The sequence below is a fragment of the Arcanobacterium pinnipediorum genome, from assembly GCF_023973165.1.
Taxonomy (GTDB): domain Bacteria; phylum Actinomycetota; class Actinomycetes; order Actinomycetales; family Actinomycetaceae; genus Arcanobacterium; species Arcanobacterium pinnipediorum.
On the sequence record NZ_CP099547.1, the window covers coordinates 1,515,038 to 1,536,802 of the forward strand.

The 21,765-nt window shown below is 51.9% G+C and carries 17 protein-coding genes and 1 tRNA gene; 1 reads left to right on the top strand and 17 read right to left on the bottom strand.

All coding sequences use genetic code 11. The features are described from left to right. Window positions 1-5: 5 nt before the first annotated feature. From rplC to NG665_RS06875, 17 genes are all read right to left on the bottom strand, one after another. Complete coding sequence (rplC, locus tag NG665_RS06795; RefSeq protein ID WP_252672968.1) at window positions 6-674, bottom strand: 50S ribosomal protein L3; 669 nt, start codon at window positions 672-674, stop codon at window positions 6-8. Window positions 675-687: 13 nt separating this feature from the next. Continuing rightward, on the bottom strand, window positions 688-996 hold the full coding sequence (gene rpsJ, locus NG665_RS06800) for a 30S ribosomal protein S10 (protein WP_013170582.1): 309 nt from the start codon (window positions 994-996) through the stop codon (window positions 688-690). A gap of 395 nt (window positions 997-1,391) precedes the next feature. Further along, a complete protein-coding gene (gene tuf / locus NG665_RS06805; RefSeq protein WP_252672969.1) occupies window positions 1,392-2,582 on the bottom strand; it encodes an elongation factor Tu in 1,191 nt (396 codons plus the stop codon). A gap of 124 nt (window positions 2,583-2,706) precedes the next feature. Next, window positions 2,707-4,827 carry an elongation factor G gene (gene fusA, locus NG665_RS06810; RefSeq protein WP_252672970.1) on the bottom strand — a complete coding sequence of 707 codons (2,121 nt, stop codon included), beginning with the start codon at window positions 4,825-4,827 and terminating at the stop codon, window positions 2,707-2,709. 46 nt (window positions 4,828-4,873) lie between these two features. Beyond that, entirely contained in the window at window positions 4,874-5,344 is a 471-nt protein-coding gene (gene rpsG, locus NG665_RS06815) for a 30S ribosomal protein S7 (RefSeq protein WP_252672971.1), read from the bottom strand. Beyond that, entirely contained in the window at window positions 5,344-5,718 is a 375-nt protein-coding gene (rpsL, locus tag NG665_RS06820) for a 30S ribosomal protein S12 (protein WP_252672972.1), read from the bottom strand. The genes rpsG and rpsL overlap by 1 nt, the downstream gene beginning before the upstream one ends. Before the next feature lie 301 nt (window positions 5,719-6,019). Beyond that, complete coding sequence (locus NG665_RS06825; protein WP_252672973.1) at window positions 6,020-7,372, bottom strand: PAS domain-containing protein; 1,353 nt, start codon at window positions 7,370-7,372, stop codon at window positions 6,020-6,022. 82 nt (window positions 7,373-7,454) lie between these two features. Further along, window positions 7,455-11,432: a DNA-directed RNA polymerase subunit beta' gene (rpoC, locus tag NG665_RS06830; protein ID WP_252672974.1), complete on the bottom strand. Its 3,978-nt coding sequence runs from the start codon at window positions 11,430-11,432 to the stop codon at window positions 7,455-7,457. Window positions 11,433-11,523: 91 nt separating this feature from the next. Next, window positions 11,524-14,988: a DNA-directed RNA polymerase subunit beta gene (gene rpoB, locus NG665_RS06835; RefSeq protein ID WP_252672975.1), complete on the bottom strand. Its 3,465-nt coding sequence runs from the start codon at window positions 14,986-14,988 to the stop codon at window positions 11,524-11,526. Window positions 14,989-15,441: 453 nt separating this feature from the next. Beyond that, window positions 15,442-15,828 (bottom strand): 50S ribosomal protein L7/L12, encoded by a 387-nt coding sequence (rplL, locus tag NG665_RS06840; RefSeq protein WP_252672976.1) that lies wholly within the window; start codon window positions 15,826-15,828, stop codon window positions 15,442-15,444. Between the two features lie 63 nt (window positions 15,829-15,891). Next, the gene (gene rplJ, locus NG665_RS06845; protein WP_252672977.1) at window positions 15,892-16,416 is read right to left on the bottom strand and encodes a 50S ribosomal protein L10; all 525 of its coding nucleotides are present in this window, start codon (window positions 16,414-16,416) and stop codon (window positions 15,892-15,894) included. A 250-nt stretch (window positions 16,417-16,666) separates the two neighbouring features. Continuing rightward, window positions 16,667-17,287, bottom strand: coding sequence for a uridine kinase (gene udk, locus NG665_RS06850; protein ID WP_252672978.1), 621 nt, complete (start codon window positions 17,285-17,287; stop codon window positions 16,667-16,669). Between the two features lie 372 nt (window positions 17,288-17,659). Continuing rightward, on the bottom strand, window positions 17,660-18,364 hold the full coding sequence (rplA, locus tag NG665_RS06855; RefSeq protein ID WP_252672979.1) for a 50S ribosomal protein L1: 705 nt from the start codon (window positions 18,362-18,364) through the stop codon (window positions 17,660-17,662). 101 nt (window positions 18,365-18,465) lie between these two features. After that, a complete protein-coding gene (gene rplK / locus NG665_RS06860; protein ID WP_252672980.1) occupies window positions 18,466-18,900 on the bottom strand; it encodes a 50S ribosomal protein L11 in 435 nt (144 codons plus the stop codon). A gap of 121 nt (window positions 18,901-19,021) precedes the next feature. Next, window positions 19,022-19,894 (bottom strand): transcription termination/antitermination protein NusG, encoded by an 873-nt coding sequence (nusG, locus tag NG665_RS06865; protein WP_252672981.1) that lies wholly within the window; start codon window positions 19,892-19,894, stop codon window positions 19,022-19,024. A gap of 33 nt (window positions 19,895-19,927) precedes the next feature. Further along, window positions 19,928-20,173 carry a preprotein translocase subunit SecE gene (gene secE, locus NG665_RS06870; protein ID WP_252672982.1) on the bottom strand — a complete coding sequence of 82 codons (246 nt, stop codon included), beginning with the start codon at window positions 20,171-20,173 and terminating at the stop codon, window positions 19,928-19,930. Window positions 20,174-20,224: 51 nt separating this feature from the next. Beyond that, window positions 20,225-20,297, bottom strand: a tRNA-Trp gene (locus NG665_RS06875). 195 nt (window positions 20,298-20,492) lie between these two features. On the opposite strand from NG665_RS06875, the gene NG665_RS06880 reads away from it, so the two are divergent. Next, the gene (locus tag NG665_RS06880) at window positions 20,493-21,698 is read left to right on the top strand and encodes a pyridoxal phosphate-dependent aminotransferase (protein ID WP_252672983.1); all 1,206 of its coding nucleotides are present in this window, start codon (window positions 20,493-20,495) and stop codon (window positions 21,696-21,698) included. Window positions 21,699-21,765: the final 67 nt, after the last annotated feature.

A 21,765-nucleotide genomic window follows, 5' to 3' on the forward strand; every position in this document is an offset into this window, starting at 1 on the left:
ATAGATCAGGCTCCCTTCACGGCAGTACGGATCACGACGACGCCACCCTTGTTACCTGGGATAGCGCCAGACACGAGAATCAAATCGTTCTCGGCGTCAATGGCGTGAATGGTCAAGTTTTGCACGGTTACGCGAGCATTGCCCATGCGGCCAGCCATACGCATACCGCGGAATACGCGAGATGGTGTAGCACATGCGCCGATGGAACCAGGCTTGCGGTGGTTACGGTGTGCACCGTGGGAAGCAGAAACACCGGCGAAGCCATGACGCTTCATAACACCAGCGAAACCTTTACCCTTTGACTTACCGATAACGTCAATTGTTTGGCCGGCTTCGAATGTATCAACACCGAGTTCCTGGCCTAGCGTATATTCGGCTGCGTCAAATGTGCGGACTTCAGCTACGTGACGACGTGGCTCAACGCCTGCCTTCTCAAAGTGTCCCTTGAGTGGCTTGGTCACGTTCTTGGCCTTCAACTCGCCAGAAGCAATCTGGACAGCGGAATAGCCATCGGTCTCAGGTGTACGAACCTGAGTTACAACGTTCTTACCAACACGAACAACAGTCACTGGAACGAGATTAGCGTTCTCATCCCAGACCTGGGTCATGCCGAGCTTGATGCCAAGCAGGGCCTTTACTGGCGCTGCTTTAGCAGTAGTGATGTTCTTGGTCATTTTATGCGTTACCTCAGAGCTTAATCTCGACGCTAACATCTGCTGGTAAATCCAGACGACGTAGCGTGTCAATGGTCTTCAGAGTCGGATCGACAATGTCGATCAGTCGCTTATGCGTACGCATTTCGAAGTGTTCGCGACTGTCCTTGTACTTGTGGGGCGAGCGAATGACCGTGAAAACGTTCTTCTCGGTCGGCAATGGCACTGGGCCCACGACCGACGCTCCTGTACGGGTAACTTCGTCGACGAGCTTTTTCGCTGCGTTGTCGATGACCTCATGGTCATAAGACTTCAGACGGATGCGGATTTTTTGTCCCGCCATGGCGTCGTCTCCCTCTCTTTTACCGCGGAACACCGAAACCCGCAGTCGGGCGTGTCGCGGTTAAGCATTCAACAACGTCAGCCCTATGAGATTTTCGGCGAACCGGCCTTATGTACCGAAATACTTTTGCACTTCGGCCAAGTTCTAACGTCTGGCTAAAACCAGACAACTTGATAAGTATTGCAAATAACGAGCCACACCATCAAGTTTTAGCGTAACTTGGTGTGCCATTGCACACCGCCTCGCTCAGACTCGCTGTTCATGGTGTGCAAAACGTGCAAGTAGTTGCAACAACTATATGGCAAACGCTGACCAGCGGCCATGACGTCAGAACAAAAGTGTGGGCCCTGCATAAAAGCAGGGCCCACACGAGGTATTAGTTACCTAAAGATGCATCACTTGATGATCTTGGTGACTCGACCTGAACCAACGGTACGACCACCTTCGCGGATTGCGAAGCCGAGGCCCTCTTCCATAGCAATTGGCTGGATGAGTTCGACGGTCATGTCGGTGTTGTCGCCAGGCATAACCATTTCGGTGCCCTCTGGAAGGGTGATCACGCCGGTAACGTCAGTGGTACGGAAGTAGAACTGTGGACGGTAGTTGGAGAAGAATGGGTTGTGACGGCCACCTTCTTCCTTACCGAGCACGTAAACCTGAGCTTCGAAGTTGGTGTGTGGGGTGATGGTGCCTGGCTTGGCAACAACCTGTCCACGCTCAACATCTTCGCGCTTGGTACCACGGAGGAGAAGACCACAGTTCTCGCCTGCGTCTGCGTGATCCATGGACTTGTGGAACATTTCGATACCGGTAACGGTGGTCTTCTGTGGTGCACGGATACCGAGAATTTCAACTTCTTCGTTCAAGTTGAGCATACCGCGCTCTGCACGGCCGGTAACAACGGTTCCACGACCGGTGATGGTGAAGACGTCTTCGATTGGCATGAGGAATGGCTTATCGAGATCGCGAACTGGATCGTCGAAGTAGGTATCGACTGCATCCATGAGTTCTTCGATGGACTTCGACCACTCAGCATCGCCTTCGAGAGCCTTCAGAGCGGAGATCTTCACAACTGGAAGGTCATCGCCTGGGTATTCCTGGCTGGAAAGAAGCTCACGAACTTCCATTTCGACGAGTTCGAGGATTTCCTCATCGTCAACCATGTCAGCCTTGTTAAGAGCAACGATGATCTGTGGAACGCCAACCTGGCGAGCAAGAAGAACGTGCTCGCGGGTCTGTGCCATTGGGCCGTCGGTGGCAGCAACAACGAGGATTGCGCCGTCCATCTGAGCAGCACCGGTAATCATGTTCTTGATGTAATCGGCGTGGCCTGGGGCGTCAACGTGAGCGTAGTGACGCTTTTCGGTCTGGTATTCAACGTGGGAAACGTTGATGGTAATACCACGCTGGCGCTCTTCTGGAGCGTTATCAACCTGGTCGAACGGGGTGAACTCGTTCAATTCTGGGTACTTGTCTGCTAGAACCTTGGTAATAGCAGCGGTCGTCGTCGTCTTTCCGTGATCGACGTGACCGATGGTACCGATATTCATGTGTGTCTTTGACTTGTCGTACTTGGCCTTGGCCACTTTTGTCCTCCTGGGACTCGATGTTATTTGGTCTTCAGCTTATATGATTTGTGCGCTAGCACCAAACCGTGGCTAAAGAGATCCTACTGGTCGATTGGTTTGATTGTAAATCAGACCTGTTGGCTCACTCGCCACGGGTCTTTTGGATAATCTCGTCGGCAACAGCCTTCGGGACTTCCTGGTACTTCGCGAACTGCATGGAGTACACAGCGCGACCTTGCGTCTTTGAACGCAAGTCGCCAATGTATCCGAACATTTCGGAAAGCGGAACGAGGGCACGAACGATCTTGACGCCGGTCGCATCCTCCATCGAGGAGATCAGACCACGGCGTGAGTTAAGATCGCCGATCACATCTCCCATGTACTCTTCAGGAGTACGGACCTCCACGTCCATAACTGGTTCGAGGATAACCGGATTAGCGCGCTTAGCACCTTCACGGAATACCATCTGTCCAGCAATCTTGAACGCCATTTCGGAGGAGTCGACGTCGTGGTACGCGCCGTCTTCGAGGGTGGCCTTCACGTTCACCATAGGGAATCCGGCAAGAACGCCGTTATCCATGGCTGCCTGAATACCAGCATCGACGGACGGAATGTACTCGCGTGGCACACGGCCACCAGTCACTGCGTCAACAAACTCGTAGGTCTTGCCTTCTTCGTTTTCCTCGAGAGGTTCGAAGGTGACAATAACCTTTGCGAACTGACCGGAACCACCGGTCTGCTTCTTGTGGGTGTAGTCGATAGACTTTGCGGTTGAACGAATCGTCTCACGGTAGGCAACCATCGGCGCACCAACGTTTGCTTCAACCTTGAACTCGCGACGCATGCGGTCAACGATAATATCCAAGTGAAGTTCGCCCATACCGCCGATAACGGTCTGACCAGATTCTTCGTCGAGGCGAACAGTGAAGGTTGGATCTTCTTCAGCAAGTTTCTGAATAGCGATACCAAGCTTTTCTTGATCAGCCTTTGACTTTGGCTCAACTGCAACGTGGATGACTGGTTCTGGGAACGTCATCGATTCCAGTGAGATTGGGTGGTTAAGATCGGTTAGCGAATCACCGGTTGTGGTGTCCTTCAAACCGATAACGGCATAGATGTGACCAGCGTGTGCAACATCAACAGGATTTTCCTTATTGGAGTGCATCTGGAAGATCTTGCCAATACGCTCTTTCTTACCCTTAGTAGCGTTAAGAACCTGGGAACCAGCTTCCATCGTACCGGAGTAAACACGAACGTAAGTCAAACGACCAAAGAATGGGTGGACTGCAATCTTGAACGCAAGAGCAGCAAACGGTTCTTTCTCATCTGGCTTGCGAACAAGTTCAACTTCTTCGTTGCGCGGATCGATGCCCTTAACTTCGCCAACGTCAATTGGGGAAGGAAGGAAGTCGACGACAGCATCGAGAACTGGCTGAATACCGATGTTCTTGTATGCTGAACCACAGTAAACTGGGAAGGCTTCACCTGCGATGGTCATCCGGCGAATAACTGCTTTGAGTTCTTCGATAGTTGGCTCTTCACCACCAAGATACTTATCGATGAGGTCTTCGTCGTTTTCTGAAACCTGCTCAACGAGAGCTGCACGGTATTCCTCAGCCTTAGCAAGGAGGTCAGCAGGAATTTCTTCCTCGACAACCAAGGAGCCCATTGTTGCATTGCCCTGCTCGTCCTTCTCTGGGAAACGCAAGGCTTTCATCGTCAAAAGATCGATAACGCCAGCAATATCGGACTCAGAACCGATTGGAATCTCCATCACGATTGGAGTTGCGTGCAAACGGTCTTTGAGGGTCTGTACTGAGAAGTAGAAATCGGCACCCATCTTGTCCATCTTGTTGATGAAGCAGATACGTGGAACATTGTACTTGTCAGCCTGGCGCCAAACAGTCTCAGACTGAGGCTCCACACCTTCTTTACCGTCGAAGACAGCCACTGCACCGTCGAGGACGCGCAATGAGCGCTCTACCTCAACGGTGAAGTCAACGTGTCCTGGGGTGTCAATAATGTTGATCTGATGACCCTTCCAGAAGGAAGTAACAGCAGCGGAGGTAATCGTAATACCGCGCTCTTTTTCCTGCTCCATCCAGTCTGTGGTGGAGGCGCCATCGTGTGTTTCACCGAGCTTGTAGTTAATACCGGTGTAGAAGAGGATACGCTCAGTGACGGTGGTTTTACCCGCGTCAATGTGCGCCATAATTCCGATGTTACGGACCTTCGTGAGGTCGGTAAGCACTTCGTGTGCCATGGATCTCTTTCCTGATTATGCCGAGCAGTTATTGCCCGACGGCGGTTTACCAGCGGTAGTGTGCAAACGCACGGTTCGCTTCGGCCATCTTGTGCATGTCCTCGCGACGCTTAACAGCGGCGCCGAGGCCATTAGCGGCGTCCATGATTTCATTTTGCAAACGCTCGAGCATGGTGTGCTCACGACGCGCGCGGGAGAAATCAACGAGCCAGCGAAGCGCTAGAGTATTGGCGCGGCCTGGCTTAACCTCGACCGGCACCTGGTAGGTTGCACCACCAACACGGCGCGAACGAACTTCGAGCTGTGGGCGGATATTATCAAGTGCGCGCTTGAGAACAGACAATGGCTCTTGGCCAGTCTTCTCACCAACTGCGGCAAGTGCACCATAAACAATGCGCTCGGCAGTGGACTTCTTGCCATCAAGAAGGACGCGATTAATAAGCTGGGTAACGACTGTTGAGCCGTGAACCGGATCGGCAATGAGTGGGCGCTTACGCGCTGGACCCTTACGTGGCATTACTTCTTCTCCTTCTTCGCACCGTACTTGGAACGACCCTGGCTGCGGCTCTTTACGCCCTGCGTATCGAGAGCACCACGAACGATGTGGTAGCGCACACCAGGAAGGTCCTTCACACGACCGCCGCGAACGAGCACAATCGAGTGCTCCTGGAGGTTGTGGCCTTCGCCTGGGATATATGCAGTTACTTCGATGCCCGATGAAAGACGGACACGAGCAACCTTACGAAGAGCCGAGTTAGGCTTCTTCGGAGTTGTGGTGTACACACGGGTGCACACGCCACGACGCTGCGGGCTAGCCTTCAGCGCCGGCGTGTTTGATGAACTCGCCTTGCTGGAGCGGCCCTTGCGGACCAGCTGCTGAATAGTTGGCACTATTTCTCCTGTTGATATGTCAATAGTCGAACTGCCCGCCTGCTCGCCTTTTTCGAACCTGCGGTCGGAAAGACACCGTTCTTTCCTAACGTCCACGCGAATACATATTCGAAATACCGGCCGTGTGGAGACGGGCTTTCACGAGAAAGCATTCGGTTTTTCCAATTTGGCAACGACATACGCCTGGAACGGGCACCGTTCATAAGACTAACTAATCGGCACTGTGTCAGTCAAAGATTCGGAGCATATTACTTAGTGGCACTAGGCACACAGCCCGCGGAATCTCGACAATTCACCGATATCACGCTGTCATAGAGTTAATAACATCACAAATATCGCGCAGATTCGATTGAATATTATCGCTATCCGAAGCTAGCTCGGTGATACCACTCAACTGCTCAGCTAAATCCACCAACGTTTGCAATGACTCATCCCCCCGTTTCTTCGCCGAAGCCACCATCGAAACCAGTTCTGCACTCTGTTCGTCGTCGATTCCCGTAACGCCGGTAGCTTCCCACATACCCAGCAATTGACGCGGAATAGCTAACGCCTCAACCACGCTAGTGACATATGAACCAACTTCTGCCATGTATGCCGCAGTCGTCTTCGCTTGTTGCTCTAAGGTTTCGACGTCGTCGACAAGCGCCTCACCCAACATGGCAAGGGCGCGCAACCGCTGTGCACTATCGTCACCGGCTTCATCGATAATTTCTGCAACAAAGAGGCCATACATATAGATATGCAATCGGCTCAACGCGATCCGGAACTGGGTGCGCGAAACATTAAGATTCAACTTCGCTAGGCGCTGGGCTAACGAATCAGTGTAACCATTAACAATTGGTTGCATCTGCGCCCAGACCGTCAAAGGCATCGTCAAGGATGAAAGCTCAGGGCGGAGAGCGCCATAGTTCGTAAACTTCTCCCCCGCCGAATTCATATAGGTCATATCCGCACTAACTTGAGACAGCGTCGCGGTAATTTTATGCGCGAGGCCCGCCAGCACATCTTGCTTACTCATCCATTGATCCAAAAGCTCATAGATTTCACGAGCACGATCTAAGACGTGCGGAAGTTCTCCGTCACCATCACGCGAAGGGAACCCCGAGGTGAGCTGCTCGCGCAAATGAACTTCGGATACTAACGAACCATTTTGGAAACTCTCATACGACTCAATTCCTGCAGACGTCAAGGTTTGAACCAAAACTCCAACGCCGGATTCGGCAACCTCTCTACGGTTTAACCCTTGAGCCATATACTCTCGCTCGGCGCGACGTACTACGTCGTAAATACCCGCGACCGCGCCGTAGCGCTCTTGATCCATCGGACGCGAACGTACCGATAAAAATCCGCCGTCGCGCAGCGGAGTGATGGTTGCAAAAACGCGGTATTCGGAGCCGTCGGCAGCAAGGTTACGCACGTAGGCCGCGAAGGGTTGACCGCTTTGCAAAGTATCCCACATAACCTTAAAAGCTGCTGCTGGCATGTCAGGGTGGCGAATGATGTTGTGCGGAGCCCCGTGGAGCTCAGTGCGTGAATAGCGTGACATACGGGTGAAAACACTATTCGATAAATCGATAATGCCTTTGGCATCTGTTGTAGAAAAAAAGAGTTCGTCGACGCTCACTTCGTGGACTGACCCAGTTGGTTGAACCATAATAAATATCCTTTTAACTAAGTTTATGGCGGTGGTATTACTACCACCGCCACAAACATTAACTATCCACTACAGATACCGGTTAGAAATTAGAACCGTAACCGTATCCGGCAGCGTCGTAATCATCGAATGAGCCATAGCCATAGAAATCATCAAATGATTCCATGCCACCACCCATGAAGGAATTGAGTTGCTCATACTCAGCACGTGCCTCATTCGTTGGCTCAACACGCAATTGACGCAACGTCTCAAGGCCAGTACCAGCCGGAATGAGCTTACCAAGAATGACGTTTTCCTTCAGACCAGACAACGGATCAGACTTGGAATTGAGTGCAGCTTCAGTAAGCACCTTCGTCGTTTCCTGGAAGGAGGCGGCTGACAACCAAGAATCAGTTGCCAAGGAAGCCTTGGTGATACCCATGAGTTCTGGACGACCCGATGCCGGGCGGCCACCTTCAGCCAAAACTGCACGGTTAGCGCTTTCAAATACTGCCACGTCAACGAGTTCACCTGGTAGCAAACGAGTGCTACCCGAATCCAGAACAGTGACGCGACGCAACATCTGACGTACGATAACTTCAATGTGCTTGTCGTGGATTTCTACACCCTGCGAACGGTAAACATGCTGAACTTCGGACACTAAGTGCAACTGAGTAGTGCGGCGTCCCGAAATACGCAAGACCTTCTTAGGATCAATCAAGCCTTCAACAAGCTGCTGACCAACCGTGACGTGGGAACCTTCTGGAACCAAGAGCTTAGCGCGCTTGCCTACCAGATATACCAAGTCTTCATCGCCGTCGTCACGCTTAATGATCAAGCGACGCGAACGTTCCATATCTTCGATTTCCAGCTTACCTGCAGCTTCAGCCAACGGAGCTTCACCCTTAGGGGTACGAGCTTCGAAGAGTTCTTGAACACGAGGTAGACCCTGGGTGATATCCTCTGCTGATGCAGCACCACCGGTGTGGAAGGTACGCATGGTCAACTGGGTACCAGGTTCGCCAATCGACTGTGCGGAAACAATACCCACAGCTTCGCCGATATCGACGAGTTTACCGGTTGCCAAGGAACGACCATAGCACAAAGCACAAGTACCAACACGTGAATCACATGTGAGCACCGAACGAACCGAGATCTCTTTAATACCAGCATTGAGCAACTGCTCGAGAGCAACGTCGCCAATATCGGTACCAGCTTCGACGATAACGTTGCCATCGCCGTCGGTAACATCCTTAGCTAAGGTACGCGCGTAAACCGAAGTATCGATCTCATCGTGCGCCAGAACCTTGCCCGACTCCCACTGCGCCGGCGAAACGTCGCTTGCCGTAACCGACGTTGGCACGCCGTCAAGGACGACTTCGCGCAATTCGTTACCGTCTTTATCAACCGCAACAATAGACTTTGTCAAACCACGTGAGGTACCACAATCGTGTTCGCGAACAATCACATCCTGTGCCACGTCAACCAAACGACGGGTCAAGTAGCCAGACTCAGCGGTACGCAACGCGGTATCGGCAAGTCCCTTACGAGCACCGTGGGTAGCGGTGAAGTATTCGAGTGCTGACAAGCCTTCACGGTAGTTAGAGGTGATAGGACGAGGAATAATTTCACCCTTAGGATCAGCCACGAGTCCACGCATACCAGCAACCTGGCGAATCTGCATCCAGTTACCACGAGCACCAGAAGTAACCATCACATTGACGTTATTCCAGTCATCGAAGTTCTTGCGCATTTCGTCAGCAACCTGATCGGTAACTTCGGTCCACAACGCAACAAGATCCTTACGACGATCTTCGTCACGGATGTTACCTTCTTGGAAGTCCATTTCGATCTTGGCAGCTCGCTTTTCGGCAGCAGCAAGAATATCCTTCTTGGTATCTGGCGGAATAACGTCGGAAACCGCAATCGTCACACCAGAACGTCCACCCCAATAGAAACCGGTTTCCTTCAAAGCGTCAAGTGAGGCACCGACGTCGACCTTCGGGTAACGCTCGGCAAGTTCGTTAATGATCGAACCCAAAACCTTCTTGCCCACCACAGTGTTGATGAATGGGAAGGTTGTTGGCAGCGCTTCGTTGAACAGGGCGCGGCCCAGCGTGGTTTCGAGGGTGATCGGATCGCCTTCTTCATAGCCTTGCGGCGCCTGCCAATCGCGCGGTGGAACAACACCGTCAGCTGGGAAGCGGATATGAATCTTCGCGTTCAAATCGAGTTGACCAAGATCGAATGCCATCTGTGCTTCAGCAGCCGAGGAGAAGTAACGGCCTTCGCCCGCTCCCCCATCACGGACAACAGTCAAATGGTAAAGACCAATAATCATGTCCTGGGCCGGGACGGTCACTGGGCGACCATCGGATGGCTTAAGGATATTGTTGGCCGAGAGCATAAGGATACGAGCTTCTGCTTGAGCTTCAACTGACAGCGGCAAATGGACTGCCATCTGGTCACCGTCAAAGTCAGCGTTGAACGCCGCACAAACGAGTGGGTGAAGACGAATTGCCTTACCTTCAATGAGTTGTGGCTCGAACGCCTGAATACCCAAACGGTGCAAGGTTGGAGCACGGTTGAGCAAGACTGGATGCTCGCGAATAACCTCTTCGAGCACGTCGAAAACTTCATCGCGTTGGCGTTCAATCAACCGCTTCGCAGCCTTAATGTTCTTAGCCAATTCCAGATCGACAAGTCGCTTTTGCACGAACGGCTTGAACAATTCCAGTGCCATCGTCTTGGGCAGACCACACTGATGGAGCTTCAAGGTTGGGCCGACGACGATAACCGAACGACCAGAGTAATCCACGCGCTTTCCAAGCAAGTTTTGGCGGAAACGTCCCTGCTTGCCCTTGAGCATATCCGAAATCGACTTCAATGGGCGGTTACCTGCACCCTGAACCGGACGACCGCGACGGCCGTTGTCGAAGAGTGCGTCAACAGCTTCTTGAAGCATACGCTTTTCGTTGTTCACCATAATCTCAGGCGCGTTCAGATCGATCATGCGCTGGAGACGGTTGTTGCGGTTAATGACACGACGGTAGAGATCGTTAAGATCTGAGGTCGCAAAGCGGCCACCATCAAGCTGAACCATAGGGCGCAAGTCCGGCGGGATAACTGGAAGCGCATCGAGAACCATTGCCTCTGGCTTGGTGCCGGTATGCAAAAATGCGTTGACAACCTTAATGCGCTTCAAGGCGCGAGTTTTACGCTGTGCGGTACCAGTTTCGATCTGTTCAACTAAAGCCTCATGCTCGGCTTCCAGATCGAAAGACTTCAAGCGACGCTGAATAGCTTCAGCTCCACGGAATGCCTGGAAGTAGTCACCCCAGCGAAGCGCCATCTCACGGTATGCTTCTTCGTCTCCTTCGAGATCGCCAACCTTGAGCTTGGTGAACTTATCCCACACGTCTTCTAAACGGGCAAGATCTTCTTCATATTCGCGACGAACACGGCGGGTTTCGTTTTCTGCATTGCGCTTGATCTTAGCGCGTGCAGCAGCGTCCTGACCGTCTTTCTCTGCTTGCGCTAGCGCGTCTTCTTCAGCCTTGAGTCGCTTTTCGATTGCTGCATCGCGCTCTTTTTCCAAGTTTGCGCGTTCTAGTTCGTATTCTGCGGTCAAAGCCGGCATATCGTTGTGGCGCCGCTCAGCGTCGACGTCGGTGACCATATATGCCGCAAAGTAAATGACTTTTTCGAGGTCTTTTGGAGCAATATCGAGTAGGTAGCCAAGGCGTGAAGGGACACCCTTGAAGTACCAGATGTGGGTCACAGGTGCTGCGAGCTCAATGTGGCCCATACGTTCGCGGCGAACCTTCGAACGAGTAACTTCAACACCACAGCGTTCGCACACAATTCCCTTGTATCGCGGGCGCTTGTACTTTCCACAGGCACACTCCCAGTCACGGGTTGGACCAAAGATCTGTTCGCCGAACAGACCGTCCTTTTCCGGCTTGAGCGTACGATAGTTAATGGTTTCTGGCTTGGTAACAGTGCCATGACTCCACTTGCGCACATCATCAGATGTGGCTAGCGAAATATGTAGCTGATCAAAAAGATTAACGTCGAGCAAGATTCCTACTTCCTCACTAAATTACGCCGATTATTGGGCATTTCGTGAGGTCAGTAGCAGGCGTTGAAGCTACTGACCTCACTGACGTTTGTTAGAGTTCCGAACCGGTTTGGAGATCTTCTAAACCGGTGGTGATACCGGCGCTTTGCGGAGCGCGGAAGGCATCGTCGTCGGAATCTTGGAGGTTGATCGGGTTACCGGCAGCATCCAAAGCTTCCACGTTCAAGCACAAGGAACGCATTTCTTGCACGAGAACCTTAAAGGATTCGGGGATGCCAGGTTCTGGAACATTATCGCCTTTGACGATTGCTTCATAAACCTTGACACGGCCAACAGTGTCGTCGGACTTGATAGTCAACATTTCTTGGAGGGTATGGGCTGCGCCGTAGGCCTCCAAGGCCCACACTTCCATTTCTCCGAAACGCTGTCCACCGAACTGTGCTTTACCACCGAGTGGCTGCTGGGTAACCATAGAATATGGACCAGTAGAGCGTGCGTGGATCTTATCGTCAACCAAGTGGTGCAACTTCAGCATATACATGTAACCCACAGAAACAGGTTCTGGGAACGGGTCACCGGTACGGCCGTCAAACAGTTGCGCCTTTCCAGAAGCACCGATTAGTCGATCACCGTCTCGATTGACGTTGGTGTTTTCAAGCAAACCGCGCAGTTCATCGGATTCAACGCCGTCGAATACCGGGGTAGCTACTCGACCTTCGCGTTGGCCAACTACTGCATTATCTGGGAGTCGCACTGCCCATTCTTCGCCTGCTTCTCGTGCTGCTGTGGCATCCCATCCTTGGGAAGCTACCCAACCGAGATGGAGTTCGAAGACCTGACCCAAGTTCATACGCGAAGGTACGCCCAAGGGGTTGAGCACGATATCAACTGGCGTTCCATCGGCCATAAATGGCATGTCTTCCAACGGAAGGATACGGGAGATAACACCCTTGTTTCCGTGGCGTCCAGCCATCTTGTCACCAATGGTGATCTTGCGGCGTTGTGCGATGTGAACTCGCACAGTTTGACGCACGTCAGCAGCGAGCTCGTCGTGGTTTTCCGAAGAGAATTCCTTGACTCCGATAACGATTCCAGATTCACCGTGTGGCACGCGCAAGGAGGTATCACGAACTTCCTTCGCCTTTTCACCAAAGATTGCGCGCAATAGGCGTTCTTCGGAGGTCAGCTCGGTTTCACCCTTTGGTGTAATCTTGCCAACTAAGATATCTCCAGCAGATACTTCGGCACCGATGCGGATAATGCCGCGCTCATCGAGATGAGCCAACATATCTTCACCGACGTTTGGAATATCGCGAGTGATTTCTTCTGGGCCGAGCTTGGTATCGCGGGCGTCAACTTCGTGCTCTTCAATGTGGATGGACGTCAGCAAATCTTCTGACTGGCAACGCTGGGAGACGATAATAGCATCTTCGTAGTTGTAGCCATTCCATGCCATGAAGGCAACGAGGAGGTTTTGACCCAACGCAAGTTCGCCACCGTCGGTAGCTGGACCGTCAGCGATCAGTGAGCCCTTTTCGACGCGGTCGCCTTGAGAAACTCGCACAATCTGGTTGGTACAGTTGCCGGGGTTGGAACGCTCAAACTTCAACAGCTTGTAGACGCGGTGGGTTCCGTCATCTTCTTCAACGTGGACGACGTCTGCTGAGACTTCAGTGACGACGCCGGGGGCTTGTGCAACGATTACTTCGCCCGCATCGACTGCGGCGCGAACTTCGATACCAGTACCAACGTATGGCGCAACCGGTCGAATCAGTGGCACAGCCTGGCGCTGCATGTTCGCACCCATAAGAGCACGGTTAGCATCGTCATGCTCAAGGAATGGGATAGCTGCAGTACCTACAGAAACCATCTGGCGGGCAGAGACGTCCATGTAGCCAACTTCGTCTGCCGGAACGAGCGCTGGCTCGCCACCGGGCAAACGTACCAGAACTTCATCTTCGACGAAGTGCCCCTCGTCGTCTAATGGAGCTGAGGCTTGTGCTACGTTGAAGCGATCTTCGTCGGCTGCATCGAGGTAATCAATTTGATCGGTCACTCGACCGTCAACGACCTTGCGGTATGGTGTTTCGATAAACCCGAACGCATTGACTCGTCCGTAGGTTGCCAAAGAACCGATCAGACCGATGTTTGGTCCTTCTGGGGTTTCAATTGGGCACATACGTCCGTAGTGCGATGGGTGAACGTCTCGAACTTCCATCGATGCGCGATCGCGCGAAAGACCACCTGGGCCGAGGGCGGAGAGGCGACGCTTGTGAGTCAAGCCAGCCAGTGGATTGTTTTGATCCATGAACTGGGAGAGCTGGGAGGTTCCGAAGAACTCCTTAATCGCTGCAACAATTGGCCGAATGTTAATCAACGACGACGGCGTGATAGCTTCGGCTTCTTGGGTGGTCATGCGTTCGCGGACCATACGATCCAACCGAGCTAAACCAGTGCGAACCTGGTTTTGGATCAGCTCACCAACTGCGCGGATGCGACGGTTACCGAAATGATCAATATCGTCAGTTTCAACTGGGACTTCAAAACCATCTTCTGCAGTCACAACAGTTGCTTGGTTGGCGTGAAGTGCTAAGAGGTAACGCAACGTGGCGGTGACGTCTTGGAGTTGAAGCTGGCGCTGATCGGTTGCGATGTGCGTGCCGAGCTTCTTGTTGACCTTATACCGGCCCACTTTGGCCATATCGTAGCGCTTTGGGTTGTGGTAGAAGTTGTTGATCAGTGCCCGGCCAGCTTCAGCCGTTGGTGGTTCACCTGGGCGAAGCTTGCGGTAGAGATCTTGTAACGCTTCTTCTTGGGTTTTAACCGAATCCTTATCCAAGGTGTCAAGGAGAATCGGGAAGTCCTTGAATTCTTCGCGAATCTCAGCTTCAGACATGCCCAGAGCCTTGAGGAAAACGGTGGCTGACTGCTTACGCTTACGATCAACGCGCACACCGACGGTGTCACGCTTGTCAATTTCGAACTCCAACCATGCTCCGCGCGATGGGATGACTTTGGTAGAGTAGATATACTTATCGGAGGTCTTATCTGCCATGCGTTCAAAGTAGACGCCTGGAGAACGAACCAACTGCGAAACGACGACGCGCTCGGTTCCGTTAATGATGAAGGTTCCTTGCGGAGTCATCAACGGGAAATCACCGATGAAAGTGGTCTGTGACTTAATTTCGCCGGTTTCATAGTTTTGGAATTCTGCGGTGACATACAACGCAGCGGAGTAGGTAAGATCCTTCTCTTTACATTCTGCGATCGAGGCTTTTTCTTCTTCGAGATGCGGATTGGATAGGACTAATCCCATCGTTCCTGCGGTGTTCTCGATGGGTGAGACCTCATCAAAAATTTCTTCAAGGCCAGACTTTTCACCTTCGGCAGCGTTTGCACGCCATTCTTCGGAACCGATGAGCCAGCCGTAGCTGGAGGTCTGAAGGCCGAGGAGGTCTGGAACTGATAGTGGTTCGTTGATCTTTGCAAACGACACACGATCAGAAACTAATTTGCCGTTCACGACGGTGGGCGTAGGGGTGCTATGCGCAGCCAAAGGTGATCCTTCCCTGGGTTCTGGTAAGGGATATGCACTTACTCAATCTCGAAACGACCATTCATTTTGCCGGATATGCCGGTAAAAAGCACTATTTTCAAGGAAAAATGGTAGCCAAAAGACAAGCCATGCAAGTTTCTAATTTACCGTTCGAACACAGGAAAGTCCACCCCTAACCACTGTGGTAGGGGTCACGACTCCTATAGACCTACAAACTATCCTCGAATCTCTGTACGGCTGCCGTGCTACGTACAGGTTCCTCGATAGGAATGTGGGTTAAGAAAAATTCTTAACGCGAAAACTCTCCCATACTTTGCGCCCTGATGCAAGTAGAGATAGTCACACGCGATATTTATCAAGAGATCCCCCAAACAATAAGTTTGGGGGATCGTCTCAACCGCTGGTGATTAACCAACAAGTATTGTGTGATGATTGCGGATCACTCCGCATAGATCACTTAAGGGTGACGGTTGCGCCAGCGCCTTCGAGTTGCTCCTTAGCCTTCTCTGCGGTCTCCTTGTTGACACCTTCGAGAACTGCCTTTGGTGCACCATCGACGAGGTCCTTAGCTTCCTTCAGACCGAGGGAGGTAAGGGCGCGCACCTCCTTGATAACACCGATCTTCTTATCGCCAGCTGATTCGAGAATGACGTCAAATTCGTCCTTCTCTTCTTCAGCTTCAGCGGCGCCACCAGCAGCAGGAGCTGCAGCAGCAACAGCAACTGGAGCAGCTGCTTCTACGTCAAATTCTTCTTCGAACTTCTTAACGAAGTCGTTGAGCTCAACTAGGGTGAGCTCCTTGAAAGCTTCGATGAGCTCTTCAGCGGTGAGCTTAGCCATGATTGGCCTACCTTCCTTTGCCTACGTGTGAGGCGGTTATTGTATTAAGTTATGCTACTGCACTCAGGCAGCAGCTTCTTCTTGCTTCGCACGTAGTGCGTCGACGGTGCGTACCAACTTGGTTGCTGGTGCGTTGAAAACAAATGCAGCCTTCTGCATGGAAGCCTTGAGAGCTCCTGCGGCCTTGGCCAAAAGGACCTCGCGAGATTCGAGATCGGCGAGCTTCTGAACATCTTCAGCAGCCAGAAGTTTACCTTCAAGAACGCCAGCCTTAACAATAAGTGCTGGATTTTCTTTGGCAAAGTTCTTTACTGCTTTAGCTGCGGAAGCGATGTCACCGGTGACGAATGCCAGTGCAGTCGGGCCTGAGAGAGCTTCATCGAGTCCTTCGACGCCAGCTTCTTTAGCCGCGATGCGAGCGAGGGTGTTCTTCGCAACCACGTACGTTGCTTCCTGACCCATTGCGCGACGAAGAGTCTTCATCTGTGCAACAGTCAGTCCGCGGTACTCAGTTACGAGAACGGCCGAAGAACCCGAGAATAGCTCCTTGAGCTCTGCGATCGCTGCAGACTTGTCGGTCCGTGCCATGGGACCTCCTTCCGATTGAATGCCGCTGTCGGAAGTTCTACGTATGGCAAAGTGAGAAATAAAAAATCCTCATGCGCAGGCATGAGGAGAACACAGAATATCTGCTATCTATTCGTACCTACGCTGGCTTCGCAACGCGAACTTCGTCCTGAAAATTTCAGGCGACCTGCGGTCTTGGGCAGTTAGTACACTACTTGACTTAGAGCTAGGTGGCAAGTGAAGTTCACCGGACGTGAGCGGTTAAACATTCTCACATACGCCCGAGTTCACCTTCAATACGATGAACCAGCATATCCAAGGCAACCATATTGTGCCCACCTTCAGGAACGATGAGATCTGCTCGTCGCTTTGAGGGTTCGACGTAGAGTTCATGCATTGGTTTAACGGTTGCCAGATACTGGGATTCCACCGATTCAAGTGAACGTCCACGTTCAATCACATCACGTTTGATTCGGCGTAAAATCCGCACATCAGCATCGGTATCGACGAAGATCTTCACATCACATAGGTCGCAGATTTGCGGCTCGGCGAATAATAAAATACCTTCCACAATGAGAACCGGTGCGGGTTCAATGTGTTGGGTGTGCTTGGCCCTGTTGTGCGCAGCATAATCATAGACTGGAGCTTCGATCGCATGACCGCTAAGTAACTTATCGAGGTGCGAAACTAGTAACGCGTTATCGAAAGAATCAGGATGGTCATAGTTGAGCTGTGCGCGCTCTTCATAACTTAAATCGTCATGAGCTTTATAGTACGCGTCATGGAAGATAACTGAAGCATGAGGTGCAAACCGGGATTCAATTGCACGGGTAAGGGTTGTTTTTCCACTACCAGTACCACCCGCGATCCCGATAACTAATGATTTACGCACCGTCAGCCCCTTTATTGGTCTTCCTAGAGATTTTATTCAACTATACCACTGTGGCGTGATGCTAATAGTTGCCCGCAGGGATCCTTAGCTCCACATACCCTATCTGCGCACTCCTACCCTTTCGGCAACGCGAAAAGAGCTGCGCACGCCCGAACGCTACTCGGGACTGTCTGGGAACGCCTCGGCTATACGGAAAAGAGCTGTGCACACCAAGGCACTACAGCAGACATTATCCATAGCCTGCGTGAAATTTCCACACACATCACGCTACATATTTGCACCTACACATAGTGGACGGGTGGGAACTAGATATCTAGTTCCCACCCGTCCACTATATCGAATGCATTATCTCGTCAGTGCCGAGATAGCTTTTCAGGCGTCCTTAGAAGAAGACTTTGTTGCATCAATGCGAATACCAGGACCCATGGTGGTCGAAACGGTTGCCTTGAGCAAGTAACGGCCCTTTGATGAGGCTGGCTTGGCACGCATGATCTCTTCATGGGCAGCTTCGAAGTTCTCGAGGAGCTGCTCGGTTGAGAAAGATGTGTTACCAATGATGAAGGCAAGGTTGCCGTGCTTATCAACACGGAACTCAATACGTCCACCCTTGATATCATTAACAGCCTTAGCGGTATCCATGGTCACGGTGCCGGTCTTAGGGTTTGGCATCAAACCACGAGGACCAAGGACGCGACCTAACCGGCCAACTTTACCCATGAGATCTGGGGTTGCAACAGCTGCATCGAAGTCGGTCCAGCCACCTGCGACCTTTTCGATGAGCTCATCGCCGCCGACTTCGTCAGCGCCAGCTTCAAGAGCTGCTTGGGCTTTATCACCAACGGCGAAGACGATAACACGTGCCGTCTTACCAGTGCCGTGTGGGAGGTTAACCGTACCACGAACCATCTGATCTGCCTTACGCGGATCAACACCGAGACGGTACATGACCTCGACGGTTGATGGGAACTTAGTTACGGATGTTTTCTGTGCTAGCTCAATAGCCTCAAGTGGTGTGTAAATTTCACCAGCTTGGATGAGCTCAGCAGCCTTACGGTAATTCTTTGAGCGCTTTGCCATTCTGCTTTTCTCCTTGTCAGCAGTTGTGGGGAACGAGCCCGCTCGGACTCTACCACGATGCCCAGGTGGCATCATTTACTCTTAATGAGCGGTTGAGATTCTTAGATCTCGTCGGTGGTAACGCCCATCGAGCGTGCAGTGCCAGCAATAATGCGAGCTGCGTTGTCGATATCGTTGGCGTTGAGGTCTGGTTCCTTCGTCTTTGCGATTTCGCGAAGCTGATCAGCGCTGAGATGCCCGACCTTGTTCGACTGTGGAACTGCAGAACCCTTCTTGATACCAGCAGCCTTCTTAATAAGCTCAGCAGCTGGTGGAGTCTTGGTAACAAAGGTAAACGAGCGATCCTCGTAAACCGTGATTTCAACCGGAATAATGTTTCCGCGCATGGATTCAGTTGCAGCATTGTATGCCTTGGTGAATTCCACGATATTGACGCCGTGCTGACCCAGAGCTGGGCCAACTGGCGGAGCCGGTGTAGCCATTCCAGCTTGAATCTGGAGCTTGATCAGACCGGCAACCTTCTTCTTCGGTGGCATTTTGATCCTTCTTTTCTTATCTGATTCCGCCGCCTGGCAATGACGACGGGTGCCTTCGATGGGTTAAGTGATAAACATTGCGCTGTGGAGATAAACCTACGCAATGGTGATCAATAACTGATCAGTCCATCTTCTTAACTTGCCCGAAGGACAAATCGACCGGGGTTTCCTGGCCGACAAGTGTCATGAGAACAGTCAATCGTTGATTAACTGCATCAACCTGTGAAATTGTAGCTGGCATTCCCATCCAAGGCTCAGTGGTCAGTGTCACTGTTTCCCCAACTGAGTATTCAACCTCGAGTGTCAAACCATGAGAACCTACTTGTGTACCAGCGGTTTGAGCCGCTGCAGCTGCTTCTTGCTCCACAACTGGGGTGAGCATTTGCACAACTTCATCAGGCATGAGTGCAACCGGATTGCGTCCATTTCCCACAAAACCGGTAACACCGTTTGTATCTTGAACTACACGCCAAGAATCGTCAGTCATCTTCATACGAATAAGCGCATAGCCAGGAATACGTACTCGAGAAATCAGCTTTCGTTGACCCTTTTTAACCTCGAAGACTTCTTCCATCGGAACTTCAATTTGGAAAATATAATCTTCCATGTCCAATGAGCGCATACGAGTTTCCAGATCGTGCTTGACCCGCTTTTCATAGCCAGCATAGGTATGGAGTACATACCAGCGCCCTGGAAGGCCCTTGAGTTTGGCACGCACCATTTCTTCGGTTACAACCGACGAATCATCTTCGGCGCCACTGGCCTCTTCACTGTGATGTGGCTGGGCGGAAACCGCAGCGGTTTCTTCGCCTGCCTCAGGGTTAAGATCGGCGCTAGATTGACTATCTGCAACGACGTCGATACCGTCGTGTTCGCCAACACCAGCTTCAAAAACGTCATCTTCTGCAGGCAACGCAATATTCGATACTTGCTCAGCGCTAGCATCGGAGAATACTGGGTTAGCTTGGGTATTGTCGAGTTTTTCCTCAGACATATTTCCTGCTTTCAATTGACCTTAGAACCAGCACTAGCTGAAAATGACGAGAACGAGTTGAGCAAAGACCAGATCAACAACACCGACAAAAATCATCACAACTGTGACAAAGAAAACCACTGTTAAAAATAGTTTCCATAGTTCAGAACGGGTTGGGCGCTGAACTTTCTTCAGCTCAACAAAAACTTCATGGAAGAACTGAATAATGCGAGCAAACAAGCCTTGCGAATCGGTTTTCGCTGGCTTATTGCCGTGACTAGACGCGGAAGCCTGGCTCACTTGTTGTCCTCTCGATAATGTGGAAAACGGCCCTTGTGGGCCGCCTTCTAGCAGGGCAGGAGGGACTCGAACCCACAACCGCCGGTTTTGGAGACCGGTGCGCTACCAATTGCGCCACTACCCTTTACGGGAAAGCTCTCCATCAGCCCACATAAGCAGGCTAGCGCGAAGATGCGTTCCACAACTCCCTCTACTTTACTGTGCATTTCTCAGATACACAATTATGGAGATGTAATTCATACCACAATAGCGATTCTTTAATGAAATCGTCTTGTCTGATCTATGTGACAGCACGGTTCATTCATGACACTATGTAACTATGACTAAAACAACACCTCGCTCCCGCGTCTCACACCGCCTTGGAGCACTACAACCCTCAGCAACCCTTGCCGTAGATGCTAAAGCCAAAGCGCTTAAAGCTGCCGGTAAACCCGTCATCGGATTCGGCGCTGGCGAGCCGAACTTCCCCACCCCTACCCACGTCGTCGAGGCTGCTATCACTGCCGCTCAAGACCCTAAAAACCACAAGTACACCCAAGCCTCAGGCCTGCCTGAACTACGTGACGCCATCGCACTGCGTGCCCGCGAAGATGCCGGCATCAGTATCGATCCCGCAAACATCATCGTCACCAACGGTGGTAAGCAAGCCGTATTCCAAGCGTTCGCTGCGCTGGTCTCCGAGGGCGATGAAGTTATTCTTCCAGCTCCTTACTGGACCACCTACCCCGAAGCAATCAGGCTATGCGGTGGCACCGTCGTCGAGGTGTTCGCTGGCCCAGACCACAATTACAAGGTCACAACGGCGCAACTAGATGCGGCACTAACCGAACGCACTAAAGTTTTGCTTATGTGTTCGCCGTCGAACCCAACTGGCGCGGTCTACACCGCTGATGAGCTACGCGAAATCGGCCAGTGGGCACTCGATAACGGTATCTGGATCATCACCGATGAAATCTATGAAAAGCTCGTCTACGAAGGCGAGATGGCCTACATTCTTAAGGTTGTACCCGAACTTGCTGATCAAACCATCGTCGTCAACGGCGTCGCAAAATCCTACGCTATGACCGGCTGGCGCGTGGGCTGGATGTATGGGCCAAGTGACGTGATCAAGAAGGCAGCTAATTTCCAATCCCACATCACATCAAACGTTTCCAATATTTCCCAACGCGCAGCCATCGCCGCGCTCACCGGCGATCAAAGCGTTTTGGCGCCGATGAAAGAAGCTTTTGATCATCGTCGGCAAACCCTGGTAGAAATGTTGCGCGAGATCGACGGATTCGTCGTGCCACAGCCAACCGGAGCGTTCTACGTCTTCCCGAACGTTGAAGCGCTACTCGGTAAGGAAATTCGCGGCCGGGTCGCCACAACGTCGGCCGAACTTGCCGAACTGATTTTAGACGAAGCCGAAGTAGCAGTTGTGCCAGGCGAAGCCTTCGGAGCCCCCGGCTACCTGCGCTTCTCCTATGCGCTTGCCGACGACGATCTCGTCGCCGGAGCACGCAGATTGCAAGAGCTATTTGCCTAACAAGATAAGCACCTCAACAGCGAAAAGTTGCCGGGAGAACGCGTGTTCTCCCGGCAATGTGCATGTA